Raw genomic sequence first — 22227 nt, 5'->3', positions numbered from 1 at the left:
TTTGTTTAAGCGCTTAGCGCGGGGCGCAGGGCGTTATATTGGTTATAAATAATGTTCAATCGCTACCCGAGTTACACTTAATGCATTGCTAATGATTAAAATTCTATCACCTGTGCGCTAACGGGTGTAACGGTTACTGGTATACTAGTTCCTGCCGGGATGTTTAATTTCCTTTCGGTTAACAAATCTGTAACCGGGGATGAATGTTTAACTTTTAAAATCTGATCTGGAATTTCGATATTGGCGTTTAAAGTTTGTGTTCTGTCGAAATTGGCCACAACCAATAAACGTTGTTTACCGGAGTACCGGATAAAAGCATACATGCGGTTATTCATATTCCCAGTAACAGGAACTTCATATATCTCTCCATTTACTACCGCATCGCTGGTTGTGGTAACTTTTAGCAATTGTTTGTAATACGCTCGCAGGCTTTGTTGCGCCGCACTTAGTTTCTGACCATCGAATAAACCTCCGTTCATCCATTTCTGGTGATCGGGAACGCCCCAATAATCGAATATTGTTGTGCGGTTATCATCGCCCCCGAAACCTTCTTGTCCTTTGCCTTGCTCGCCAACTTCCTGCCCGGAATAAAGCATTACCGGACCTGAACCCAGGGTAGCCGAAATAACCATTGCAGGCAAAGCCAGTTCGGCTTTTCCTGCAAATCCTGCTGATGCAATGCGTTCTTCATCGTGATTTTCTAAAAAGCGCAACATATGTTTGCCAAAACCAGCACTTTCTACCTGCCACACCTGCTTAATTGCTGCTACATCTGCAGTTGGTTCATTTTTGATCAGTATTTTAAGGCCATCATATAAACCCACTTTATCATATAGGTAATCGAATTTACCCTCATCCAAATACTGCTTGTAAACTGTTGGATTGTAGGCCTCACCCAAGAAAATAAGATCGGGGTTAACTTGTTTTACTTGTGGTATAACCCAATTCCAAAAGGCAATGGGTACCATTTCGGCCATATCACACCTAAAGCCATCTACGCCTTTTTTAGTCCAGTATATTAAAATATCCCGCATTTTAAGCCAAACAGGTGGAATGGGATCGAAATATTGTCTTTCTCCATTCAGGTAGTCTACTCCATAATTTAATTTAATGGTTTCGTACCAATCATCATATTTGGGTTGGGCAGAAAATACGTTATTACCAGTTGCCTTTGCTGGGTTTTCTTCAAATTTCCGATCTTGCAAGGCGGAGATCGGGGTAGATTTTGATCCTGATGTGGGCACTGAAAATGGTTGCCCAGGGGTATAGTAAAAATCGTTGGTGGTACTAAAAGCTTTTGTAACATCGTCTTTTTCCCCAAAGTCGGTTACTCCACTTGGTTTTGTATAAGAATGATAGCTTCTGGCAACGTGATTGGGCACAAAATCGATAAGCATTTTCAGGTTATGATCATGTGTTCTCTTTACCAAAGCCTCAAATTCTTTCATCCGGTTTTTAACGTCAACAGCTAAATCAGGGTCAACATCATAATAATCTCGGATAGCGTACGGAGAACCTGCTCTGCCCTTTACTACATCGGCATCGTCTACTTTAATTCCGTAAGCACTATAATCAGTTAAACTTGCATGGGCCAGTACGCCGGTATACCAAACATAATTTACGTGGAGTTCTTTTATGCCTGCTAAAGCCTTATCGCTGATATCATTAAACTTACCAGAACCGTTCTGTTCAATGGTTCCGTAAGGGATATTGGTTGTATTTTTATTCCCAAATAAGCGGGGCAATAACTGGTAAATAACGATTTGTTTATCGTTCATTTTTGTACGCTTTTTTTGTGCAAAGGATGATAATGTAAGAATGGCAAAAGTAAAAAAAAGTGTTATGTACCTACCTTTACCTCCTCCAAAAGGGAACAGAGATAGGACTGAAAAGGTTTTTCTATTTACGGAAGATTGAAATTTTAACCCGCTATCCACAACCTTTAAACCCTTTACATTCCTCATACCAACGCTGCATTATTTACTTCGATTTCGGTATTTCCAGCTAATTTATAAACCTGGTTTCTAATGCCGATTTCTAAATCGATTGCTGCATTATTTTTTATACTGATACCGTTTTCGGTAATGTTAATTTTTAAGGTTGCGCCTCTAAAACCAATGGTAAAAGAAAATGATTTCCATTTATCAGGTAAGAAGGGATTAAATTGAAGTTTACCGTTTCTAACCCGCATACCCGCAAAACCTTCTACCACACTCATCCAGGTACCTGCCATTGAGGTAATGTGCAGGCCATCTTCGGTATCGTTGTTATAATCATCAAGATCTAAACGTGCCGTGCGCAGGTAAAATTCGTAAGCACGCGCTTCATCATTTAATTTTGCAGCCAATATACTGTGTACGCAAGGCGATAAAGAGCTTTCATGTACGGTGCGCGGCTCGTAAAAGTCGAAGTTTCGTTTTAAAGTATCGAGATCGTAGTCTTCTTCAAAAAAGTACAATCCTTGTAAAACATCGGCCTGTTTAATAAAGCACGACCTCAAAATCCTGTCCCAACTCCATTTCTGGTTAATTGGTCGTTCACTTGCAGGGAGATCACTAACCAAAGTCTGTTCTTTATCCAAATAACCATCCTGTTGTAAGAAAATGCCAAGTTTTTCATCATGAGGGTAATACATTTTCTCAATAATGTCGGCCCAATCAGCAAACTCTTGCTGATTAAAATTTATGCTTTTTAGTAAGCTGTTGTATTTTTCTGGTTGTTGTGTTTTTACAATTTCAGCGGCTTCGGTTGCATATTTCATGCACCATGTAGCTAAAATATTGGTGTACCAGTTATTGTTTACGTTGTTTTCGTATTCATTTGGCCCGGTTACGCCAAGCATTACATATTGTTGTTTATCGTTGCTCCAGTTAACACGTTGTTTCCAGAAACGGGCAATACCGATTAATACTTCTAAACCAAAATCTGATAAATAACTATCGTCGCCCGTATAACGGATGTAATTGAAAATGGCAAAGGCAATGGCACCGTTACGGTGAATTTCTTCAAAAGTAATTTCCCACTCGTTGTGGCATTCTTCGCCATTCATGGTAACCATTGGATATAATGCAGCACCATCTTTAAAACCTAATTTTGCTGCATTTTCAATTGCTTTACCCAATTGTTTATGGCGGTACACCAACAAGTTTTTGCTTACTTCCTGTGGGGCTGTAGCCAGGTAAAATGGTACACAATAAGCTTCAGTATCCCAATAGGTAGAGCCGCCGTATTTTTCGCCTGTAAAACCTTTCGGACCGATATTCAATCGATCATCTTTGCCGGTATACGTTTGGAAAAGCTGAAAAATATTGAAACGAATGGCTTGCTGGGCCGAAACATCTCCTTCAATTATGATATCACTTTCTTCCCATTTGGTTGCCCAGGTTTCGGTTTGTTCTTTTAATAAAGTATCAAATCCTTTAGCAGATGCTTTGGCAATAACTGCTTTTGTTTCTTTTAAAAGAGATTCTTTAGCATAATTCTCTGAAGATAAATTAGCAGCAATTTTAACCAGGGTAATCTCCTCGTTTGCTTTAACATCTAGAGAAAAAGTTTGTGCAACGAATTTTTCTTTACGTACCGCCTCTGGATTAATGTTTAGTTTTTCGGCGTTTTTATACAGTTCGATATTGCTACCGGTACAAACCTCAAACTCAGTTTTCTTTGTTCTTAATTTGATATAGGCTTCGGTTCCTGAAATTTCATCAGTTACCTTATCCCAAAATTTTTCATCGTAGTTACTGTCCTGGTTTTTAACATCGCCATCAATAAAAGGCGTTAAGGTTAATTTACTATCAAAATTTAAGGGTATAATGGTGTATTTAATGGCACCAACTTCATCATCGGCTATGCTGCAAAAACGGGTAGCTTTTACTTTCAGGGCTTTTCCGCTCTTTAATTTTGCGGTAAAAGTCCGCTCCAGGTAGCCGGCATGCATATTCAATACACGCTTGAAATCTTGTACTTCTGCTGTTGCCAGATCAAGAATTTCATCATCAAGCTTTACTTCAATACCAACCCAGTTTGCAGCATTTAATACTTTGGCAAAATATTCAGGATAGCCATTTTTCCACCATCCCACACGGGTTTTATCTGGATAATATACCCCTGCAACATAGTTACCAGATAGGGTTTCGCCGCTGTAAGTTTCTTCAAAATTTGCACGCTGCCCCATGCGACCATTGCCCAGGCTGAAAATACTCTCCGAAATTTTATTCAAATGTGGATCAAAGCCTTCTTCGATAATATTCCACTCATCTGCCTTAATGTAATTTTTCATAATTGAAAATTGAGTAGTGAGATGCAAAGATTGGAGGGCATCCCTCTAAACCTTGTACCGCACACTAAACTATAAATTCTCTAAATCTGTAACTGTTAATTTGTCTAATCCGCTTACTACTACATCGGCCTGCGTAAGCACACTTTTTTCGCCGATTCCGATTGCTTTCATCCCTCCTCTTTTTGCGGCTTCTACGCCTGCAACGGCATCTTCAAAAACCACACATTCTTCGGGTTTAAAGCCCAAAAGTTCGGCACCTTTTAAAAAAACCTCAGGGTCGGGTTTTGATTTTGTAACCATATTGCCATCTACAATCTCATCGAAGAAGTGGGCCAGGTGCGTTTTCTCCAAAATGATGCCTGAGTTTTTACTTGCCGAGCCTAAGGCCAATTTATAACCGGCTTTGTGAATGGCGGTTAAAAAATCAACTGTACCGGGTAATACTTCTGCCGGCGTCATCTTCGTGATCATATCTACATACCAGCTGTTTTTTAAACTGGCAAGTTCTTCCTTTTCACGATCAGTTTTTTCTACACCACCCCAGCTTAAAATTTTATTTAAACTTTCTACCCGGCTAACGCCTTTCAACTGCTCATTCTGCGCTTCGGTAAAATCAAAACCCATGGTATTGGCCAAACGTTTCCACGCTTTATAATGGTAAACCGCAGTATCAACCAGTACACCATCTAAATCGAAAAGGCAAGCCTTTATTGAGGCAGAAGGCTTAAGGTTGAGGTTAGAAGGTTCTATATGACTATTATTTTGCATCTTTATTTTATATTTTTTAATAAGTATCAGGTTTCAAGGCATAGCATTTATTTGGCAATAGGCAATTACCTTCCGCCTTAAACCCTCAACCTTCTACCTTAATTCGAGCACTAAAGTTGTTTTAGCGGGTACTTTGATGTTTTTAAATTCGACGTTTTCTCCGGTAATTACATTTTTTGCAGTGGTAATTCCTTTTGTTCTTTCGGCAAAACGATCGGTATTTAAAGTTTTTTCTTTTTCTGTATTGTTTACAATAACCATTACCGAGCCTTTTAGTTCGTTGGTATAACGGAAATAAACATAAATATCATCCTGAGGCACAAATTGCATCAACTTTCCGGTTTGTAAAGCTGCACTGGTTTTTCGGAAATTTGCCAATGTTTTAACAAAGTTGAAAGCTTCATTTTCTTTGTTTGTACGACCATCAGCAATGAATTTATCCTTTTTATCATTCTTCCAACCCCCAGGAAAATCAGAGCGGATTAACCCATCTGGATTGGAAAAATTTTTCATTAAAATTTCAGTACCATAATACATTTCAGGGATACCACGCATGGTAAGTAAAATGCTCATGCCCATTTTATATTTGTCGAAATCTTCGCCAACCATCGAATAGAAGCGGCTCATATCGTGGTTATCTAAAAAGATGCAATTGGTATTTGGGTTTTTATAAAGAAAATCGTGTGCCAGGGTGGCATATAAACGGTTAATTCCATCTACCCAGCCGTTTTTACCATTAATTCCTTCGTAAATGGCATCTTTTAAAGTGGCATCGGTTATGCCTTGCAAGTGGGTATCAAAACCGCGGTTAACCGTATTGCCACCTGTAAAAAAGGCCTGATTGGCTACAGCAGTTACCAATGTTTCGCCAAAAACGGACAAATGAGGAAATTCTGCCTGCACTTTAAGTGCCCAGTCTGCCATGTAAGCCGGATCGTTATAGCCATAAGTATCTAAACGCAAACCATCAATACCTGCATACTCAATCCACCAGATGTGGTTTTGGGTTAAGTAATTTTGTACATAAGGGTTAGTTTGGTTTAAATCGGGCATTGAAGGTACAAACCAGCCATCGAGCATTTGTTTCCGATCTGCCGCAGAGGCGTGTATATCCATTACAGTTTGATCGCGGTAACTGGTTTGCGTATATGTTGGCCACTGGTTCAGCCAGCTTTTCATTGGTAAATCCTTATAAAACCAATGTTGGGTACCAATGTGGTTGTGTACAATATCTTTAATTACTTTTAATCCTTTGGCATGGGCCAACTCTACATATTTTTTGTAAAGTGCATTTGTTCCATAACGGGGATCTATTTTGTAATGATCGGTTACCGCATAACCATGGTATGAAGCGTGTGGCATGTCGTTTTCTACCTCAGGGGTCATCCAAACAGTGGTTACGCCTAAATCTTTAAGGTAATCGAGGTGGTTCATTACCCCCTGGATATCTCCGCCATGGCGGTAATACATGCTATCGCGGTTGAGTGCGGTTTCTGTTAAACCCTGCACAATGTCGTTGCTTTCATCTCCGTTCGAAAAACGATCGGGCATAAGCAGGTAAATAAAATCTTTATTGGTTACGCCCTGAATTCTGCCCGCACTTTTATCGCGGCTTTTAAATTCGTAGGCATAACTGAATATCTTTTTGCCATTTACCGAAAAATTAATTGGAAAGCTTCCTGGTTTTACGGTTTGGGCAATATTTAAATCGAGAAAGAGGTAATTAGGGTTTTCAACTTTGTTTACTTTCACCAGTTTTACGCCCGGGTAAGTAAGGCTTACTGTAGCATTGGCAATGTTATCGCCATGCACAAGTAATTGTAATTTAGGGTTGTGCATGCCTGTAAACCAGAACATAGGTTCTACACGCTCCAGCTTTTGCGCAAACAGATTGTTTGTTAGCAAAACAACCAATAGGGTAAAAATGGATGTTACCCATTTAAAAAAAGAAGTATTAGTATGATTATGAATTGGAAACGGATAATTTGGATGGGTATGAGATCTGTTCATGCTAAAACTTTAAAGATTTTAAAAAAAGCCCTGCAGCATGTAACTGCAGGGCAGATAATAAGGATTAGTTTTTAACCATTGTAGCTTTTTTAGCGGCTACATCTAAAGTAATGGTATAAGTTCCGGGAACGGTTACGGCAATGTTATCGCCTCCATTGGTTAAAGCAGTTATGCTACCACCGAGATTAACTGTCCAATCATGTTTGAATCTGAATTTCAATGCACCAGTGGTTAAAGTGGTTTTAACGGAGTAATTATTTGACTTTCCATCATTTACCACTTTCATGTCGGTATCATTGTTCCAGCCACCCAAAGTTGCATCTCCAATAATCGACCATTCGTTCGGTGTTGTAAAAGCTATGGTTTTGGCATTTAAATCAACAGTTACCTGTTTCACTATGGCATCTGGTGATTTTAAGTTATCTCCTACGCTACTGCTGATTTTACCCGCACCTGCATCGCCATAGGCTACATCCCATTTTTTAGCAGGTGTAATTTTAAATTCCAGATTTCCTGCGGTATAAGCAATCATTCCGGTATAAATACCATTGCTTGATAGCGAAATTAAACTGTCTGCAGTAGTAGGATCCCAGCCCTGATAAGCTCCGGGAGCGTAAATCCATGCTGAAGCCAAATAAGGGGTTGCAGTAATCGTTATTACATTAGAATAGGTTATGGCATTTGCTGCAGCACCCGATTTTAATCTTACTTCTAATTGAGTTGGAGTATCAATTTTGCCACCCAAAGCCAACATCATATTATTAAAATCGTTTACAGTTGGCGAATATGAGGTGTTGCTGATTACATATTCTTTCGGCGCTGCGAAGTTTTTCCCTTTAAGATCGAACTGCAATGTAGAAGTTACCGGAATAGTATAACCTGTTACTGTTGGTGCCGGAAAAGTTAGCGTTAATGCAGGTTTTGCCCCATTTGCCTGTACCAGACTTAAAGTAGTTGCCGAAGCTGTAAGTGTGCCTGCCGCACTTACATTGGAAACGGTTTGCGTTTCTTCTTTTTTACAAGACCATAGCGATAAGGTTATCAGACTTAAAGCAAGGGATTTTAAAAATATTGTTTTCATCTCTTATAAATTTTAAGATTATCAAGTAAACCCAGGTATCTCAACCTGAGATTCTCACAGAACCGTACGTGATGGTCTCCCATCATACGGCTCTTATTATCGTAATTCCATAGTAGGTTTCGAGCCAAATGTCCAATGTGCAAATAAGTTTGGCTTTCGTTTATGTAAACGCCTTATCCATTTCATCGCACTGGTCAAACTAACCCTTAACCCTTTGTATTTTCTGATTGCCCAGTTGGCCAGCTTCGCGTTAACCCTACGCAAAAAGCCTTTCAACTTTGTGCTATAGAATTTTCCGTAATAGTTGATCAAACCCTGCAATACCGGATTCATTTCTTTGGCAACAGATTCTATCTCAATACCTGCAATTCGTAGTATCGGCAACTTGTTGAGCTTTTCATTCATTGCTTTCATTGCTTTCATACTTACTGCGGGAAGAAAGTTGGTAAAACTGACATGCCTCTTGGTGTTCAATGCCTGTCTGGGCTTGAATGTATAACCAAGAAAGTCAAACGATACCGCCTTCTCTGTTTCTCCCCTGCGGTTGCTGTCCTTGCAATAGACAATCTTAGTTTTCTCTTCATGCATCTCCAGTCCACAATCCTTTAGCCGTTGTCCTAATGATTCCTTCAAGTGGATGGCCTGTTCCTCTGTTTTGCAGTGAATGACTGCGTCATCTGCATAACGCTCAAAAGCATGATCCGGATAGTTGGCTTTTAGCCACACATCCATTGCATAATGCAGATAAAGATTTGAAAGAACCGGACCAATAACAGAGCCTTGAGGTACTCCTTTACTCCTTGCAACTACTGTTCCATCTTCCAGTTGTAAAGATGCTACCAGCCATCTTTTGATGTAAAGAACCATCCAATCTTCTTCTGTGTGCTTTTCAACGGCTAACATCAGCAAGTCATGCGGAATATTGTCGAAGAACCCTTTAATATCGACATCCAGTAACCAGTTGTATGCCCAGCACCTTTCACGTGCCTTGGCAACTGCCTGTAATGCTGATTTCTTTGGGCGATAACCGTAAGAATCTTCGTGGAATAAGTTGTCGACCACTTCTCCCAGTCTTACTGCTACCACTGCCTGTCCAATCCGGTCGGTTATCGTGGGAATACCCAATGGCCTTTTACCGCCATCTTTCTTGGGGATCTCTACCAACTTGATGGCGGGTGGTACATAGCTACCAGAACTCATCTGGTTCCATAACTTGTAAAGATGCTTTTGGGATTGCATGTCAAATGCTTCCATACTCATCTTGTCTACACCCGCTGCGCCTTTGTTGGCTTTGATCTTCAAGTAGGCTTCCTGGACCGACTTTCTTGAAATACAATATGGTTTTGGCCTGTACATCCTCTATACCTCCTGTAGTATTAACCTTGAACAGTTTCTATCAATGTACAGCGCCTGATAATGCCACTCCTTCGTTCCAGTCAAGTTTCCAAGACTATCATCACTACTACAGGTGGCTCTGCCCCCGTGGATGGCATCGGTACTTTCGACCTTACGGGTTCCTCCGCTTGGACTTTTCCCTTCACATCCTTCCGACAGGTTCACAAGTTCCATCTGATTGCCTGTATAAAGCTCATGCTGCCTATACGCCGGATGCCACAGAGAAGGTAAACAGGTCGTCCTCCCTGCTGATAATAAAGTGTTACTGTACTTTAGTTTTGACATCATCTAATCCTTTCGACGCCTCTTCGGCAGTTCATTTGCATTCATCTTCTTTATACTTACCTGACACCTTTAAGATGCCTTTTCCTCTGACGCTCACCACCAGGACACTTAATCCAAGCAGCTCAGAGGCGGTTTGGTACCTGCTCCTGTAAGCCGATACCGAGGGGCCTACCCTCATCAATCAGACAGCACTGATTTGCTCGCGCAAATCATTCATGTCGCTCAATAACCTGGGTTTTGAACCAAATTCGGATTAACGATAATATCTGCCGATGGAATTGGATATAAATTGCGGTATGCAGGAACACTGGTTCCTGATTTTACACCACCTTTAAATGGCCATAAATAGGTGGCACCTGTAAATTTACCATAACGTACCAAATCTGTACGGCGGTGACCTTCCCAGTATAACTCGCGGCCACGCTCATCCAAATAGAAATCAACTGTAAGTGAAGCTGTGGTTAAATTCCCGTTATTATTCCCATAAGCTCTTTGACGTAATGCATTTACGTATGTTAAAGCCAGTGCAGCACTACCTCCTGAACCTCCACGGGCTACTGCTTCTCCATAAATTAAATATTGTTCAGCTAAGCGGAACAAAGCAAAATCAAGTGAGCTAAATGTTCCATTTAACGATGCAGGTGTAGAACCTGTTGAAGTAACATTCTTGAATTTTGTTACCCTTAAACCATCGGTAAAAGTTCCAATTTCATCAACCGTACTTTTTGCACCAAAGAAAACACCACGTTTATCCTGTGTTCCGTTTGGATCTGGAAATAGCGCAGGCAAATTCTGGCGGGTTCTGTTACCGCCCCAACCGCCGTTTGGCACACCGTAAGAAGCTGTACCCATATCGGCATTAATACCTGCATTAATCAAAAATGTTGTACCACCATAGTTGGTTCCGGTTACGCCATCGTAATTGATGGTTAAAATATTTTCGGTATTGTTAATGTTGTTATCAGCTTTGAAAAGATCCATATAATTGGCTTTTAAAGTGTAACCTGCATTAATTACCTTGCTTGAATAGGTAATGGCTTCTGTATATTTTGCAGTACCAGTATATACTTGTGCATTTAAATATAATCTTGCCAATAATGCCCAATCGGCACCTTTATCTGCACGGCCATATTCATTTGTACGAGCTTCAGCCAAATCGCCTTCTATAGCTTTCAATTCTGATTCTATATAAGTAAACAAAGCTGCTCTACTGGTTTGTTTAGGTGCAACTTTACCAATCTGATCATCTTCGGTAACAAATGGAGGATTACCAAAGGCATCCATTAACACCCAATATTGATAAGCACGTAAGAAACGGGCTTCTGCACGGTATCTCTGAATTGCAGTTACATCAGCACCTGTTATGTTGCGCGAGGCCAATTTATCCGGTGTGCTTTCGCGAAGAAATTCGTTACAAACAGTAATCTGTAAAATACTTCTTGAGTATAAGCCACGTAAAAACTGGTTATCAACAGCCCAGGTTGAATTGTCTAGTTCTGGAATACCGGTATCTCCCCAGGCGCAGATAGCTTCATCAGTGGTTAATTCCTGCGAAGTCCAGAATAACCTTAAAAAATCTGCAAAGCCAGAGTTTAAGCCACCCACATCACTGTTATCAGATCCGGTAGAACTGGTAAGTGCATAGGTTGCATACAATTTAACCAAACTTTGTTTGTAACCTGCCGGTGTTGCATAAACGGAAGCAGAAGTTACATCGTTTGTAGGCAATACATTTAAATTGTCCTTTTTGCATGAATTTAATGACAGCAGTAATACGCCTGATGCCAATATTATTTTAAATGAATTTTTCATTCTTTATCTCTTTATTAAAACCCTACGTTAAACCCTAATGTGTATGTACGTGGCCTTGGATATAAGTTATAATCAATACCGCTGCTCAGTTCAGGATCGATACCTCCGTAATTGGTTACGGTAAAAACATTCTGGCAGTTTGCCGAAATCCTTAAAGTAGCTGTGCCGTTTTTAGAAAGCTTACCTGCATTAAAAGCAATACCTGCATTGTCCATTTTTAAAAATGAAGCATTTTTAACATAGTAATCGCTTAAAAACTGGTTGTTCTGGAAATTTGTGTTTAAAAAATCGCTTGATGCATTGTTGATCACACCAGCCGAGCTTAAAATATTAGCCCTGATACCGAAATTTGAAGAAACGTTATCGTAAACATAATTGCCAAGATTAGCCCTTAATGTTGTGGTAAAACTCCATTTTTTATAGTTAAAAGTGGTGTTAAATCCGAAAGTAACATTAGGATCGGCAGATTTATAAAAGTATTGGTCGCTGGTGTTTACCACGCCATCACCGTTTAAATCTTCATACACACCTTCCAATGGTTTTCCTGATGGATCGTAAACCTGTTTGTAAACAAAATATGATCCTGGAATCTGGTTAACGGCGTTGTATTTTAAGTGGATACCCGTACCGCCGGTAATGTCTCCCGCATCAACCTTGAATCCCGAATTTGGGTTTAAAGTTAAATTGGTAACTTTTCTTTTGTTGTAAGCAACGTTCACACCAAAATCCCAACTGATGTTTTCGGTTTTAATGGCGGCAAAATTAATGCTGGCTTCGGCACCTCTAACATCCATATTACCAACATTGGTTGTTAATTCGTTATTGAAGTTGGTACCTACAGGGATATTGATTTTACTCAACAGATCAGAAGTTTTTTTGTAATACACATCAATACTTCCATATAAACGTCCTTTCATAAAACCATAATCCAAACCTGCGTTATAGGTGGTTGTGGTTTCCCATTTCAAATCCGGATCGTAAGCTGCCGGAGTATAATAGTTGTAATAAGTATTCCCAATCTGGTACTGGCCGGTATTGCTGTTGGCATAATATTTTGATAAATAATCGTAATAGCCGATACCATCTTTATTTCCCGTTTCACCATAACTTAAACGGAGCTTTAAGTCGGAAACAGATTGACTGTCTTTTAAGAAATTCTCACCCGAAATTCTCCAGGTAAACGCTGCTGAAGGGAAATAACCCCAACGGTTCTGCTCAGAAAATTTAGAAGAAGCATCTGCCCTTAATGTTCCTGATAAGATATATTTATCAGCCAGGGTGTATATAAACCTTCCGTAGTACGACAATAATTTATCGCGATCTGTAGAAAAAGGGAAAACCGGAACTACCAATTCTTCACCCGTTCCTTTGTATGAAGTAAAATTGAAACCCGTTTTCGAGTTATCGTAATAACCATAACCAGCAGTTACATCAAAACGGCTTCTGATGCTTGCCACAGTGTGCGCATAGTTTAAATAAAACTCCGAAAGTTTATTGGTTTCGGTATTTAATGAGCGTGTGTAAGAACCTGAAGTAGAAATACTTTGTGCTGCATAAACCGGAACACTAACCGATCCGTAACCTTTGGATAAATCGTAACCTAAATTTAAGTTGGCATGCAACTCAGGCAAAAAGTGAAAAGAATAATCGAAACGGGCATTACCGAAACTTCTTTCAGCATTACCATTGTTATCGTTTAATCTGATTAACCCTACCGGGTTACGTGGTGCATTTGGATTAACAGAACCATCGCTTCTTAACCATTCGAAATAATTTCCGAATTTGTTATTGGCCGTTACCTGTTGCGTTGGATCGAATTGAATGGCAGAACCTACAGCACCTGCATTGGCAAAATGCGATTCGGTTAATGCACCTTTTAAATTCAGATCGATTTTTAAGTGATCTTGAAATAAGCGTGGAGAAATGCTGATTGCCCCGGTACCGCGAGAAAATTTATCGGTAATTAACAAACCCTGCTGATCTAAATAGCCAGCAGAAACACGATAAGGAACACCCTTAAATGAACCTGCAATGCTTAAACTGTTATCTGTAGAAAATGCATTCTGGTAAATTTCATCCTGCCAGTCGGTATTTGCATTGCCCAATAATGCAGTATACTTTTTACCATCATCGTATGATGCATTGGGATTGGCGTTTACAAAATCGCGGATTTGGCCAGAAGATAAAATATTAACTTTTTTAGCTACGGTAGCGATTGAGTTGTTGGTACTGAAATTAAAAACCGGAGCACCTGATGCACCTTTTTTAGTGGTGATTAAAATTACCCCGTTAGATGCTCTTGATCCATAAATGGCCGTTGCATTGGCATCTTTTAACACAGTAAAGGTTTCAATATCATTAGGGTTTACCAATGATAACGGACTTGGCGCATTACCAATAGAGTTGCCACTGAATGGCACCCCATCAATTACGATAAGCGGATCGTTACTTGCATTTAAAGATGCACCACCACGGATACGGATGGTACTACCAACACCTGGTTGCCCGCTGTTTGAGATAATGTTTACCCCTGCTACCTTACCCTGAATTAATTGCTCGGGTGTAGTAATGGTACCTTTTTGAAAATCTTTCGAATTTACCGTAGTGATAGATCCCGTTAGGTTTTTCTTTTCGGCAGTACCATAACCGATTACCACAACTTCGTTCAGTTTTTGTGCATCTGGCACCAATTTAAAATCAACAGTTGCATTTGCCGAAACGCTAACTGCTTTATCAAGGGTTTGATAACCGATAAAACTTGCAGATAGGGTTACCGAGCCGCTCGATAGGCCTGCAAGTTTAAAATTACCGTTTCCATCAGTTGATGTACTTCTTGTTGTACCTTTTACAACTACAGAAGCACCGGGTAGTGGAAGGCCGGTTTCATCAAGCACCTTACCAGATACTGATCCGGTTTGTGCTTTTACCATTAATGCTGAAAAAACCAACAGCACCAAAAGCCCCTGTTTTAACAGGTAAAATACTCTCATATTTGAAGCTCGTTTAAGTATAAAAATTTGGTTAAATATTATAGTGATTTACACATAGGACTAATTTACAGCTGTTATGGAGATTTCAAAATTTATTTAAAAAATATATTTGGCGCAACAAAAGCTTAATAAAAACTAGTTCAAAAATCTGTTTTTTTGTACCCATAATAAGTCACATTAAATAATTGTTAAATATTTAATCGTTTATAAATCAATTACTTATAAATGTTAAATTTCAAATTAAAGTGTAAATTCTACACTAAGCCATTTTTGAGGCTTTTTTCGGGAACGTTCCCGAAAAAATTAGATCAAAATTTAGTCATCTTTCGGGAACGTTCCCGAAAATCGGTCAGAATTCTGCGTATTTTACACTAAGTGAGGAAATTTTTTGAGAATTTGGAGTTCAAAACAGCCCTGTTTTTAAGGGCCTTTTTTAATCTTTTTTTGTCGAATTCCGCTTGATGATTTTCGACTCTAAAACCACCTCATTTGATTCGTTTTTATCAGCATGATCATCTAAAATGGTAAACAATAATTTTGCGGCCTGCTCCCCTATTTCAGCTGCCGGCTGAGTGATGGTGGTAAGCGAAGGATTTAGCAATGGCGCAATTTCAAGACTGGAGAAACTGATTACTTTTAAATCTTTGGGAATATTAAGGTTGAGGTCGTAACAGGCATAATATGTAGCAAAGGCCAAACGCTCTACCGAAGTGAAAATGCCATCTGGTTTTAATTGTGTTAAGGCATTTTTTATGATAGTGCTGTTTTCCTCATAACTATTGCTGCAATCTACAATCAGGTTTTCTTCAAAAGGAACCTGATGTTTGGTCAATGCATCAATATAACCTTGCATACGTGTTTTACCGATTGATAAACTTTTATTCACAACCAGGTAGGCAACACGTTTACAGCCCTGCTCTATCAAATGCTCGGTAGCCAAAAAACTGCTGTTATAATCGTTGGTAATTACCCTCGGCGTATCAATATCTTCGTAAATCCTATCGAAAAATACCAGGGGCAATCTTTTAGCACCAAATTTATTCAGGTAATTGTGGTCGTTTGCTTCACCAGAAACCGACATTACAATACCATCTGCTCTACCATTGTGTAAATGGCGTATAAAGTTGACTTCTTTTTTGTAATCATCATCCGTTACATAAATCAGAATGTGGTAGCCATTTTCACGCGCTACGCGCTCTATACCGTGAATAGCCTGCGAGAAATAATTATTGGCCAGTTCGGGCACAATAACCGCAATAGTTTTACTTTTCTGCTCCCTTAAATTACTGGCGTAATGGTTGGGCTGGTAGTTTAATTCTTTCGCTTTAGATAATATGCGTGCTTTGGTAACATCATTAATGTCACTATTATCTCTAAAAGCCCGCGAAATTGTAGAAGTAGATAAATTTAAAGCTTCTGCTAACTTCTTAATATTAATACTATCCATTTTTGGCTATTTAACTCAATTAATTTGAATTAATGCTGTAAATATAAACTATAAATGCACCAAATATTTGTTAAGAACCACAATTTATCAATTTATAGCTATTGCCCAATTGCAAGCAATGCCAACATTAAAAAAGTGACGACCGCCGAACCAATAAATTATTCAAATAAATATTCATTTTTTTTAAAACAAAAAGCATCTTTACAGCTTTAATAGTAATACTATTAAACATTTTCGCACCTACCTACGCTAAACGAAACTGAATGAAAATAAAATTACAAAATGGCAAATAAAAAAATACTCATCGCAGATGATGATGAGGGCATTGTTGACGCTGTTACTATGATTTTGGAAGTGATGGGTTATGACGTAGAATATACGTATGATGGTGGTGCGGTAATAGATGCTGTAAAAAACAGACCAGATTTAATCTTACTTGATATTTGGATGAGTGGCCACGATGGCAGGGATATATGCAAGCAACTTAAAAACGACCCCGAATTTATGGCGATTCCCATTTTAATGATTTCTGCCAGCAGAGATATCAGGCAATCGGCAATGGACGCCGGGGCAAACGATTTTATGGAAAAACCATTCGAAATGGATTCATTGCTGAATAAAGTAGATATGTTGCTGAATTAGTTTGATATCGTCTTAAAAACTTCATCCTTAATTCATTACAAAGCAAAAATCGTTATTAATTGAATGTGGTTTAAAACTTACCATTAATTATCCCTTATAATTACCAAGGCAATAGAACCCTAAGATCATTACTTTAATGACCTTAATATCAAACTTAGTTTCCTGAGTACATTTTAGTAAAATACCTCGTTTTAACGCCTGCTTCTATATTTATAAATCTTCATATCTGATTGATTCATTGATCAGCAGTTTATATCATTCACATTCCCGATTTTCATTTGTGTAAAACGATTGCAACACGCCATATTGTGTAAAGAAAAAAATCTTATATTAAAATACTAAAAAAATAGCGAAATTTAGCTATTCTACATGCCCGATGAAACCTCAATAGCGTTAAGAAAGATAATCCACATTGATATGGATGCTTTTTATGCATCTGTAGAGCAGCGCGATTTCCCCGAATACCGAGGTAAACCACTCGTAGTTGGCGGTAAACCCGATAGTAGAGGAGTGGTATCTACAGCCAGTTATGAAGCCCGCCAATACGGAATCCGTTCGGCAATGCCATCAAGCAAGGCTTATCAGCTCTGTCCATCGGCCATTTTTGTATATCCGCGGTTTGATGCGTATACTACTGCCTCTAAAGCCATTAGAGAAATTTTTAGCCGTTATACAGATCTTATCGAACCTTTATCACTAGATGAGGCCTACCTCGATGTTACCGTAGATAAATTGGGAATTGGCTCTGCAATCGACATTGCACAATCGATCAAAGATGCAATTAAAAATGAGTTAAATTTAACAGCTTCGGCAGGGGTATCTACCAATAAATTTGTGGCTAAAGTAGCGTCTGACATGAATAAACCCGATGGCTTAACGTTTATCGGTCCTTCGAAAATTAAGGCTTTTATGGAGAAACTCCCCGTTGAAAAGTTTTTCGGAGTAGGCAAGGTTACGGCAGCAAAAATGAAAGCCATGCAGATTAATACTGGAGCGGATTTAAAAAAATTAACGGAATCGCAACTGGTTGCTCAATTCGGAAAATCAGGGCGGTTTTATTATAAAATAGTCCGTGGCATTGATGAACGCCCGGTTAGGGCAAACCGCGAAGCTAAATCTGTAGGTGCCGAAGATACCTTTTCGGAAGATACCAACGAAGATTCGGTAATGCACGACCTATTGAAGCAAATTAGCGAAACGGTGGCCACCCGACTAGAAAAACACCAGCTGAGTGGCAAAACAGTTACCTTAAAAATTAAATTTGCTGATTTTAAGCTCATTACCCGCAGTCGCTCTTTTGCTACCCCAATAAATAAAGCAGAAGTGATTTACGCCGAAGCCATTAAACTTTTAGATGAAGCGGCAATTGGCACAACACAGGTAAGGCTTTTAGGAATAACTTTATCAAGGTTTTATGATGATGTAGTGATCGAAAAACCTGAAGACAATCAGCTGGAGTTTGAGTTTTAAAAATACTTTTGGCCATTGTATATCGGTGAGACACCAACCGATAGGTCAAACGAAAAACAGTGTCACCTTGAGCGTAGTAGAAGGGCATAGCCAAATGGAAAGGAATAATTACACAATCTTTATTTTTTGGAGCGCAAGGCCTGTACATAATAATACGTTTCCTCCCGTTTTGCGCTTTTACGCTTCGCTGCCTCGTACCTCGTTGCTGCAGGGTAACGCTTCAACCGGGGCTAAATGGCCAGAATAGCATTCCATTTTGAGGGTTGCAGGGAGTAAAGCTATTGTTTAGCTTGGTTATTTCGGTCGGTGAGACACCGACCGATAGGTCAAATAATAAATATCTCCTGCTTTATACAACAACATTAATTTCGGAAGATGAGACTCCAAACAAGAGTATAGCCCAGCATTAATATATAGAATTATCTATGCGGTCTGTGGGGACACAGACCATGGGAACAAAAACAAAAAGGTTCTACAAATTAATGCAGAACCTTTGATTGTTAATTTATAGGTAATCTTATTTGCCAGCTAATTTATCGGCAAGCATTTTCATATAAAAACCGCCTACAACACTACGGGCTTTAAAATTATCACGTATACCGGTATTTGAATCATAAAAATCGTTAAGCGGCACTCTCGAATCGGTTTCAATGGCATGTTTGTAAACTGGATGTACCAAGGCTTCGAATTCTTTTTGTGTTGGGGCGAAAGTAGCTGTCCACAAAATCCAATCGTTTTTTGTATATGCTTTTCTGCTATCCAACGGAATGCCATACCTGTTTTGTTTGGTTAGGTAATATTTGGTTTCGGTATCGTAAATTTTCTGAGGAAACAGATTTAAATTTAAAACCTTATCCCAAACCAGATTATATTTTTGGCTCCAGGTATCTTTATTGTCGAAAGTTAAAGCATAGTGATCGCCTGCATCAGCCATATCAATCCATTTTGGCACCATACTTTCAGCAATTGCGCGGTATTTTTTAGCCACATCATCATAACCCAATGTTTTAGCCATTTGTGCATAGCAGGCAATACCCACAATCGCTTTTACCGATAAATTGGCATTACGGGCAAGGTGACCGGCAAAATCATCGGTACAGAGCTGCGTTTTCGGATCTAAACCTTCTTTTGTTAAATAATCAACCCAGGTGGTTAATGTTTTCCAGTGTGCTTTTGCATAATTAGCATTTCCTTGCGCTTTTGCAATGGCGGCAGTTAAAATAATCATGTTACCCGATTCTTCCACAGGCATTGGCTCACCATAAGTTTGTCCATTTGCCAATGGATATGTACCTAAATCATGAGCTGCCCATGGATGAGGATATTTCCCGCTTTCGCTGAAATAAAAAATTCCGTTCAACATACCCTGCAACAATTCTGGCTTATATATCAGGTATAATGGTGCTGATGGGTAAGTTACATCAACAGTATTGATAAAACCACCACTGTTATTTTCTTTTGATAACCATAAAATTTCACCTTGCTGACTTTTAACCAAAGTATGTGCTGCAATGCTCTGGCGATAGCCTAAAACACATAGATCTGCATATTCTTTGCCACCTGATTTTAATGCATCGGCATATAAAGTTTTGTTAAAAGCTTCGCATTTCTGAATCACATTTTTGTATTCATCTGCTGCTGCAGTTAATTGTGCTTCTATGGTTTCTTTACCTGAGGTGTTCCACCATGGCCTTAAATTTTTATTAAAATACTGAACTGAATAAATTTCATCGTAGCCCAATTCTACATATTTTTCTACAGGGGCCTTGCCTACCGCACCGAAAGGAACAATTGTATTTAGAGCCAGCATTTTGCCCTGCTTAGCTGTTGAAGCAGAATTGCCTTTTCTAAAAGCATCTGATGCATCTTTTTCTGCGGTTACAAATTGTATTGCATTATTTGCTTTTGGTGCAGCTACATAAAAGTAACCCCAATCAATACGCATATCATCACTTGCTTTTTGCAGAATTGGCTGTTCTACTGTACCTGTTTTTAGTACCGATAACTTGGCGGTACTGTATTTGCTTGCGGTAACTTCTTGCGTAGGACGGTAAACGGCAATATTTGATGATGCACTTAGCAAAACTTTTACCTGGTGCGTTTTACCATCATTGGCTTTTACCTGGTAAGAAACATAAGAAACCGGACGGGCAAACAAGCCCAAATCTTGCATTAATAATGGCGAAGTAAAGGTTAATTTAAGATCTATTTTACCACAAGTAAAGTTATAAATGGTTTGTGTAGCGTTAATATCGACACTTTTTTGCTTTGCAACCTGCACCTTTTCGGCATTATCTTTCAGTTTTTCAACCAAGCCAAAATCAAGGAAACGGCCCCCAGCGGTATTTAATAAGTGGATGGCGATTACGTTTGCACCTGCTTTTAATGTGCTTTTATCACCATTGCTTAAAGCGATATATTGGAAACTGTTTGTCCACCCTTCTTTGTTATAAATTTTTTTCCCATTTAAATAAACTTCAATGTTATCATCGTGGTTTATTTTTAGAAAAAGTTCATTTATAGATGCTGGATTGGCAACATTAAAGGTTCTTCGTACCCAGATATCGTGAGATTTCCAAAGGGTTTTAACATTCTTTGCATCATCGCCAATGGGTGCTGTACCGGTTTGCCAGTTGCTTGCAGTATATTGCTCAGCTTTCCAATCGCCCTGAGGTTCTGTTTCAGTATATTTTACTTCATATCCTTTTTCATCAGAAGCGGGTACAACAGTTTTGTAAGTAGTGGTTTCTTTACCTAAAAAACGATAAATATTGCCATCAACGTTAATCATACCCAATAGAGAATGATCGGCACCTGTCCAGTGTTGCGTAGCAGATTCATTTAATTTATCGGTGGTAGACCAGATACTGAAATAGGTATTGTGCGTGATTAAGGGATAAGCCGGGGCTTTTCGCTCCTGTGCCTTAAGCAAACTGCCAATAAACATGCAGCCCAGTATGCCTATGCGTTTAAAAGTGTTGATTTTGTTCATAATTTGTGTGTGTATTGAAATCTGATATTATATTCTGGTTAGATTTTAACTATAGTTAAACGTTTTACTAAAGTATAAAATATAATTAACTTTTGAGCGTGAATTGAAACTTTTAATTGTCATTTAGACAATTAAAAATAAACTTCAAAAAAATACATGAAGTTTTTAAGCTCCATGTATCTTTCAAATTGTGTATAAGTGCTAAAATGAATTAGTGTTGTTTTTTATTGATTGTCCACTCAGATAGTTGGAAAACTCTACTTCCTCTGTTGGCTTTAATGTATAAACGATAGAATTTATAGGCTACAAAATTATCGAAATAATATCTTTTGGTTACATTTCTTTCGCCTTGATTTGGCCAAGGACAAGTAGTTACCGTATGTAAATCGGTATATTGGATGCCATCTAATGATCCTTGCAAAATCCAATACCTTGGGTCTCTATCTTCGGCATCATTTCCTGAAGTTAGCGTATAAGCACCAACAACCTGTGGCGTTGCGAGTTCGAAAGTACACCTCTGGGTACCATCAAAACCTGCTTGCAAAAATTTGGTTTTAATATCATTATCAACCAGTTTTTTCGATCCCTCATTAGAATCGGCACCTGCACCAGCTTCGAGGTTGACAGAATATTTACCGCCAATAGTTTGCATATAATTTTCGCCAATTTTCGTTGGGTCGAAATTAGGATCTACAATATTTAACAAAACCTCTTTAGAAGCTGAATAACCTTGTCCGTTTCTCGTGGTTAAAGTAACCTTATATTTGCCTGGAAAACGATAAACATGTTTTGGATTAACTGCTACTGATGTACTATCATCGCCAAATTGCCAAAGCAATGTTTTATAATTGGTAGAGCTTCCGGTAAACTGATATTCTAAAAACTTGGTTGGGCTTGCTACCGTGTAATCAAAACCTGCTGTAGGTTTAGGTTCATCCACTACCGGAATCACCTCTTCTGCATCCTTCTTACACTTTACTGTTGTAATTACAATAAGTATTAAAAGAGATAGAATACTGAATAATCTTTTTGTGTTATTTTTCATATCTTATTAAT

At 38.8% G+C, this 22227-nt stretch carries 13 protein-coding genes; 2 read left to right on the top strand and 11 right to left on the bottom strand.

The window, feature by feature from the left end; all coding sequences use genetic code 11:
• Nucleotides 1-95 precede the first annotated feature (95 nt).
• The 9 genes from ACZZZW_RS05155 to ACZZZW_RS05115 form a co-directional block, all read right to left on the bottom strand.
• Nucleotides 96-1778 carry an alpha-amylase family protein gene (locus tag ACZZZW_RS05155; RefSeq protein WP_463492472.1) on the bottom strand — a complete coding sequence of 561 codons (1683 nt, stop codon included), beginning with the start codon at nt 1776-1778 and terminating at the stop codon, nt 96-98.
• Nucleotides 1779-1960: 182 nt separating this feature from the next.
• Nucleotides 1961-4279 carry a glycoside hydrolase family 65 protein gene (locus tag ACZZZW_RS05150; RefSeq protein WP_055908277.1) on the bottom strand — a complete coding sequence of 773 codons (2319 nt, stop codon included), beginning with the start codon at nt 4277-4279 and terminating at the stop codon, nt 1961-1963.
• A gap of 69 nt (nt 4280-4348) precedes the next feature.
• Nucleotides 4349-5047, bottom strand: coding sequence for a beta-phosphoglucomutase (pgmB, locus tag ACZZZW_RS05145; protein ID WP_055908280.1), 699 nt, complete (start codon nt 5045-5047; stop codon nt 4349-4351).
• 93 nt (nt 5048-5140) lie between these two features.
• Entirely contained in the window at nt 5141-7057 is a 1917-nt protein-coding gene (locus tag ACZZZW_RS05140; protein ID WP_082458734.1) for a glycoside hydrolase family 13 protein, read from the bottom strand.
• A 64-nt stretch (nt 7058-7121) separates the two neighbouring features.
• Nucleotides 7122-8138 carry a SusE domain-containing protein gene (locus ACZZZW_RS05135; RefSeq protein ID WP_463492471.1) on the bottom strand — a complete coding sequence of 339 codons (1017 nt, stop codon included), beginning with the start codon at nt 8136-8138 and terminating at the stop codon, nt 7122-7124.
• Between the two features lie 96 nt (nt 8139-8234).
• Nucleotides 8235-9494, bottom strand: a complete 1260-nt coding sequence (gene ltrA / locus ACZZZW_RS05130) for a group II intron reverse transcriptase/maturase (RefSeq protein ID WP_463492470.1) — start codon at nt 9492-9494, stop codon at nt 8235-8237.
• 546 nt (nt 9495-10040) lie between these two features.
• Nucleotides 10041-11630, bottom strand: a complete 1590-nt coding sequence (locus tag ACZZZW_RS05125) for a RagB/SusD family nutrient uptake outer membrane protein (RefSeq protein ID WP_055908286.1) — start codon at nt 11628-11630, stop codon at nt 10041-10043.
• Nucleotides 11631-11644: 14 nt separating this feature from the next.
• Nucleotides 11645-14620, bottom strand: coding sequence for a SusC/RagA family TonB-linked outer membrane protein (locus ACZZZW_RS05120; RefSeq protein WP_055908288.1), 2976 nt, complete (start codon nt 14618-14620; stop codon nt 11645-11647).
• A 433-nt stretch (nt 14621-15053) separates the two neighbouring features.
• A complete protein-coding gene (locus ACZZZW_RS05115) occupies nt 15054-16067 on the bottom strand; it encodes a LacI family DNA-binding transcriptional regulator (RefSeq protein WP_463492469.1) in 1014 nt (337 codons plus the stop codon).
• 282 nt (nt 16068-16349) lie between these two features.
• On the opposite strand from ACZZZW_RS05115, the gene ACZZZW_RS05110 reads away from it, so the two are divergent.
• Together ACZZZW_RS05110 and dinB are read left to right on the top strand one after the other, a co-directional pair.
• Nucleotides 16350-16709, top strand: a complete 360-nt coding sequence (locus ACZZZW_RS05110; protein WP_055908293.1) for a response regulator — start codon at nt 16350-16352, stop codon at nt 16707-16709.
• 369 nt (nt 16710-17078) lie between these two features.
• Nucleotides 17079-18179 carry a DNA polymerase IV gene (dinB, locus tag ACZZZW_RS05105; RefSeq protein ID WP_055908296.1) on the top strand — a complete coding sequence of 367 codons (1101 nt, stop codon included), beginning with the start codon at nt 17079-17081 and terminating at the stop codon, nt 18177-18179.
• A 517-nt stretch (nt 18180-18696) separates the two neighbouring features.
• Here the strand turns inward: dinB and ACZZZW_RS05100 are convergent.
• Entirely contained in the window at nt 18697-21126 is a 2430-nt protein-coding gene (locus ACZZZW_RS05100; RefSeq protein ID WP_463497720.1) for a glutaminase family protein, read from the bottom strand.
• A 256-nt stretch (nt 21127-21382) separates the two neighbouring features.
• Nucleotides 21383-22216 carry a PKD domain-containing protein gene (locus ACZZZW_RS05095; RefSeq protein WP_463492468.1) on the bottom strand — a complete coding sequence of 278 codons (834 nt, stop codon included), beginning with the start codon at nt 22214-22216 and terminating at the stop codon, nt 21383-21385.
• Nucleotides 22217-22227 lie beyond the last annotated feature (11 nt).

Source organism: Pedobacter sp. AC379, assembly GCF_979258145.1.
The sequence above is the reverse complement of the archived record's forward strand: the minus strand, read 5'-3'. Positions and strand labels throughout refer to the sequence as shown.

Bases quoted from the DNA above. Each gene is read 5' to 3' on its own strand.
- dinB (WP_055908296.1), top strand. From the start codon at position 17,079: ATGCCCGATGAAACCTCAATAGCGTTAAGAAAGATAATCCACATTGAT.
- ACZZZW_RS05100 (WP_463497720.1), bottom strand. From the start codon at position 21,126: ATGTTTATTGGCAGTTTGCTTAAGGCACAGGAGCGAAAAGCCCCGGCT.
- ACZZZW_RS05095 (WP_463492468.1), bottom strand. From the start codon at position 22,216: ATGAAAAATAACACAAAAAGATTATTCAGTATTCTATCTCTTTTAATA.
- ACZZZW_RS05110 (WP_055908293.1), top strand. From the start codon at position 16,350: ATGGCAAATAAAAAAATACTCATCGCAGATGATGATGAGGGCATTGTT.
- ltrA (WP_463492470.1), bottom strand. From the start codon at position 9,494: ATGTACAGGCCAAAACCATATTGTATTTCAAGAAAGTCGGTCCAGGAA.
- ACZZZW_RS05115 (WP_463492469.1), bottom strand. From the start codon at position 16,067: ATGGATAGTATTAATATTAAGAAGTTAGCAGAAGCTTTAAATTTATCT.
- ACZZZW_RS05150 (WP_055908277.1), bottom strand. From the start codon at position 4,279: ATGAAAAATTACATTAAGGCAGATGAGTGGAATATTATCGAAGAAGGC.
- ACZZZW_RS05140 (WP_082458734.1), bottom strand. From the start codon at position 7,057: ATGAACAGATCTCATACCCATCCAAATTATCCGTTTCCAATTCATAAT.
- ACZZZW_RS05155 (WP_463492472.1), bottom strand. From the start codon at position 1,778: ATGAACGATAAACAAATCGTTATTTACCAGTTATTGCCCCGCTTATTT.
- ACZZZW_RS05135 (WP_463492471.1), bottom strand. From the start codon at position 8,138: ATGAAAACAATATTTTTAAAATCCCTTGCTTTAAGTCTGATAACCTTA.
- pgmB (WP_055908280.1), bottom strand. From the start codon at position 5,047: ATGCAAAATAATAGTCATATAGAACCTTCTAACCTCAACCTTAAGCCT.
- ACZZZW_RS05120 (WP_055908288.1), bottom strand. From the start codon at position 14,620: ATGAGAGTATTTTACCTGTTAAAACAGGGGCTTTTGGTGCTGTTGGTT.
- ACZZZW_RS05125 (WP_055908286.1), bottom strand. From the start codon at position 11,630: ATGAAAAATTCATTTAAAATAATATTGGCATCAGGCGTATTACTGCTG.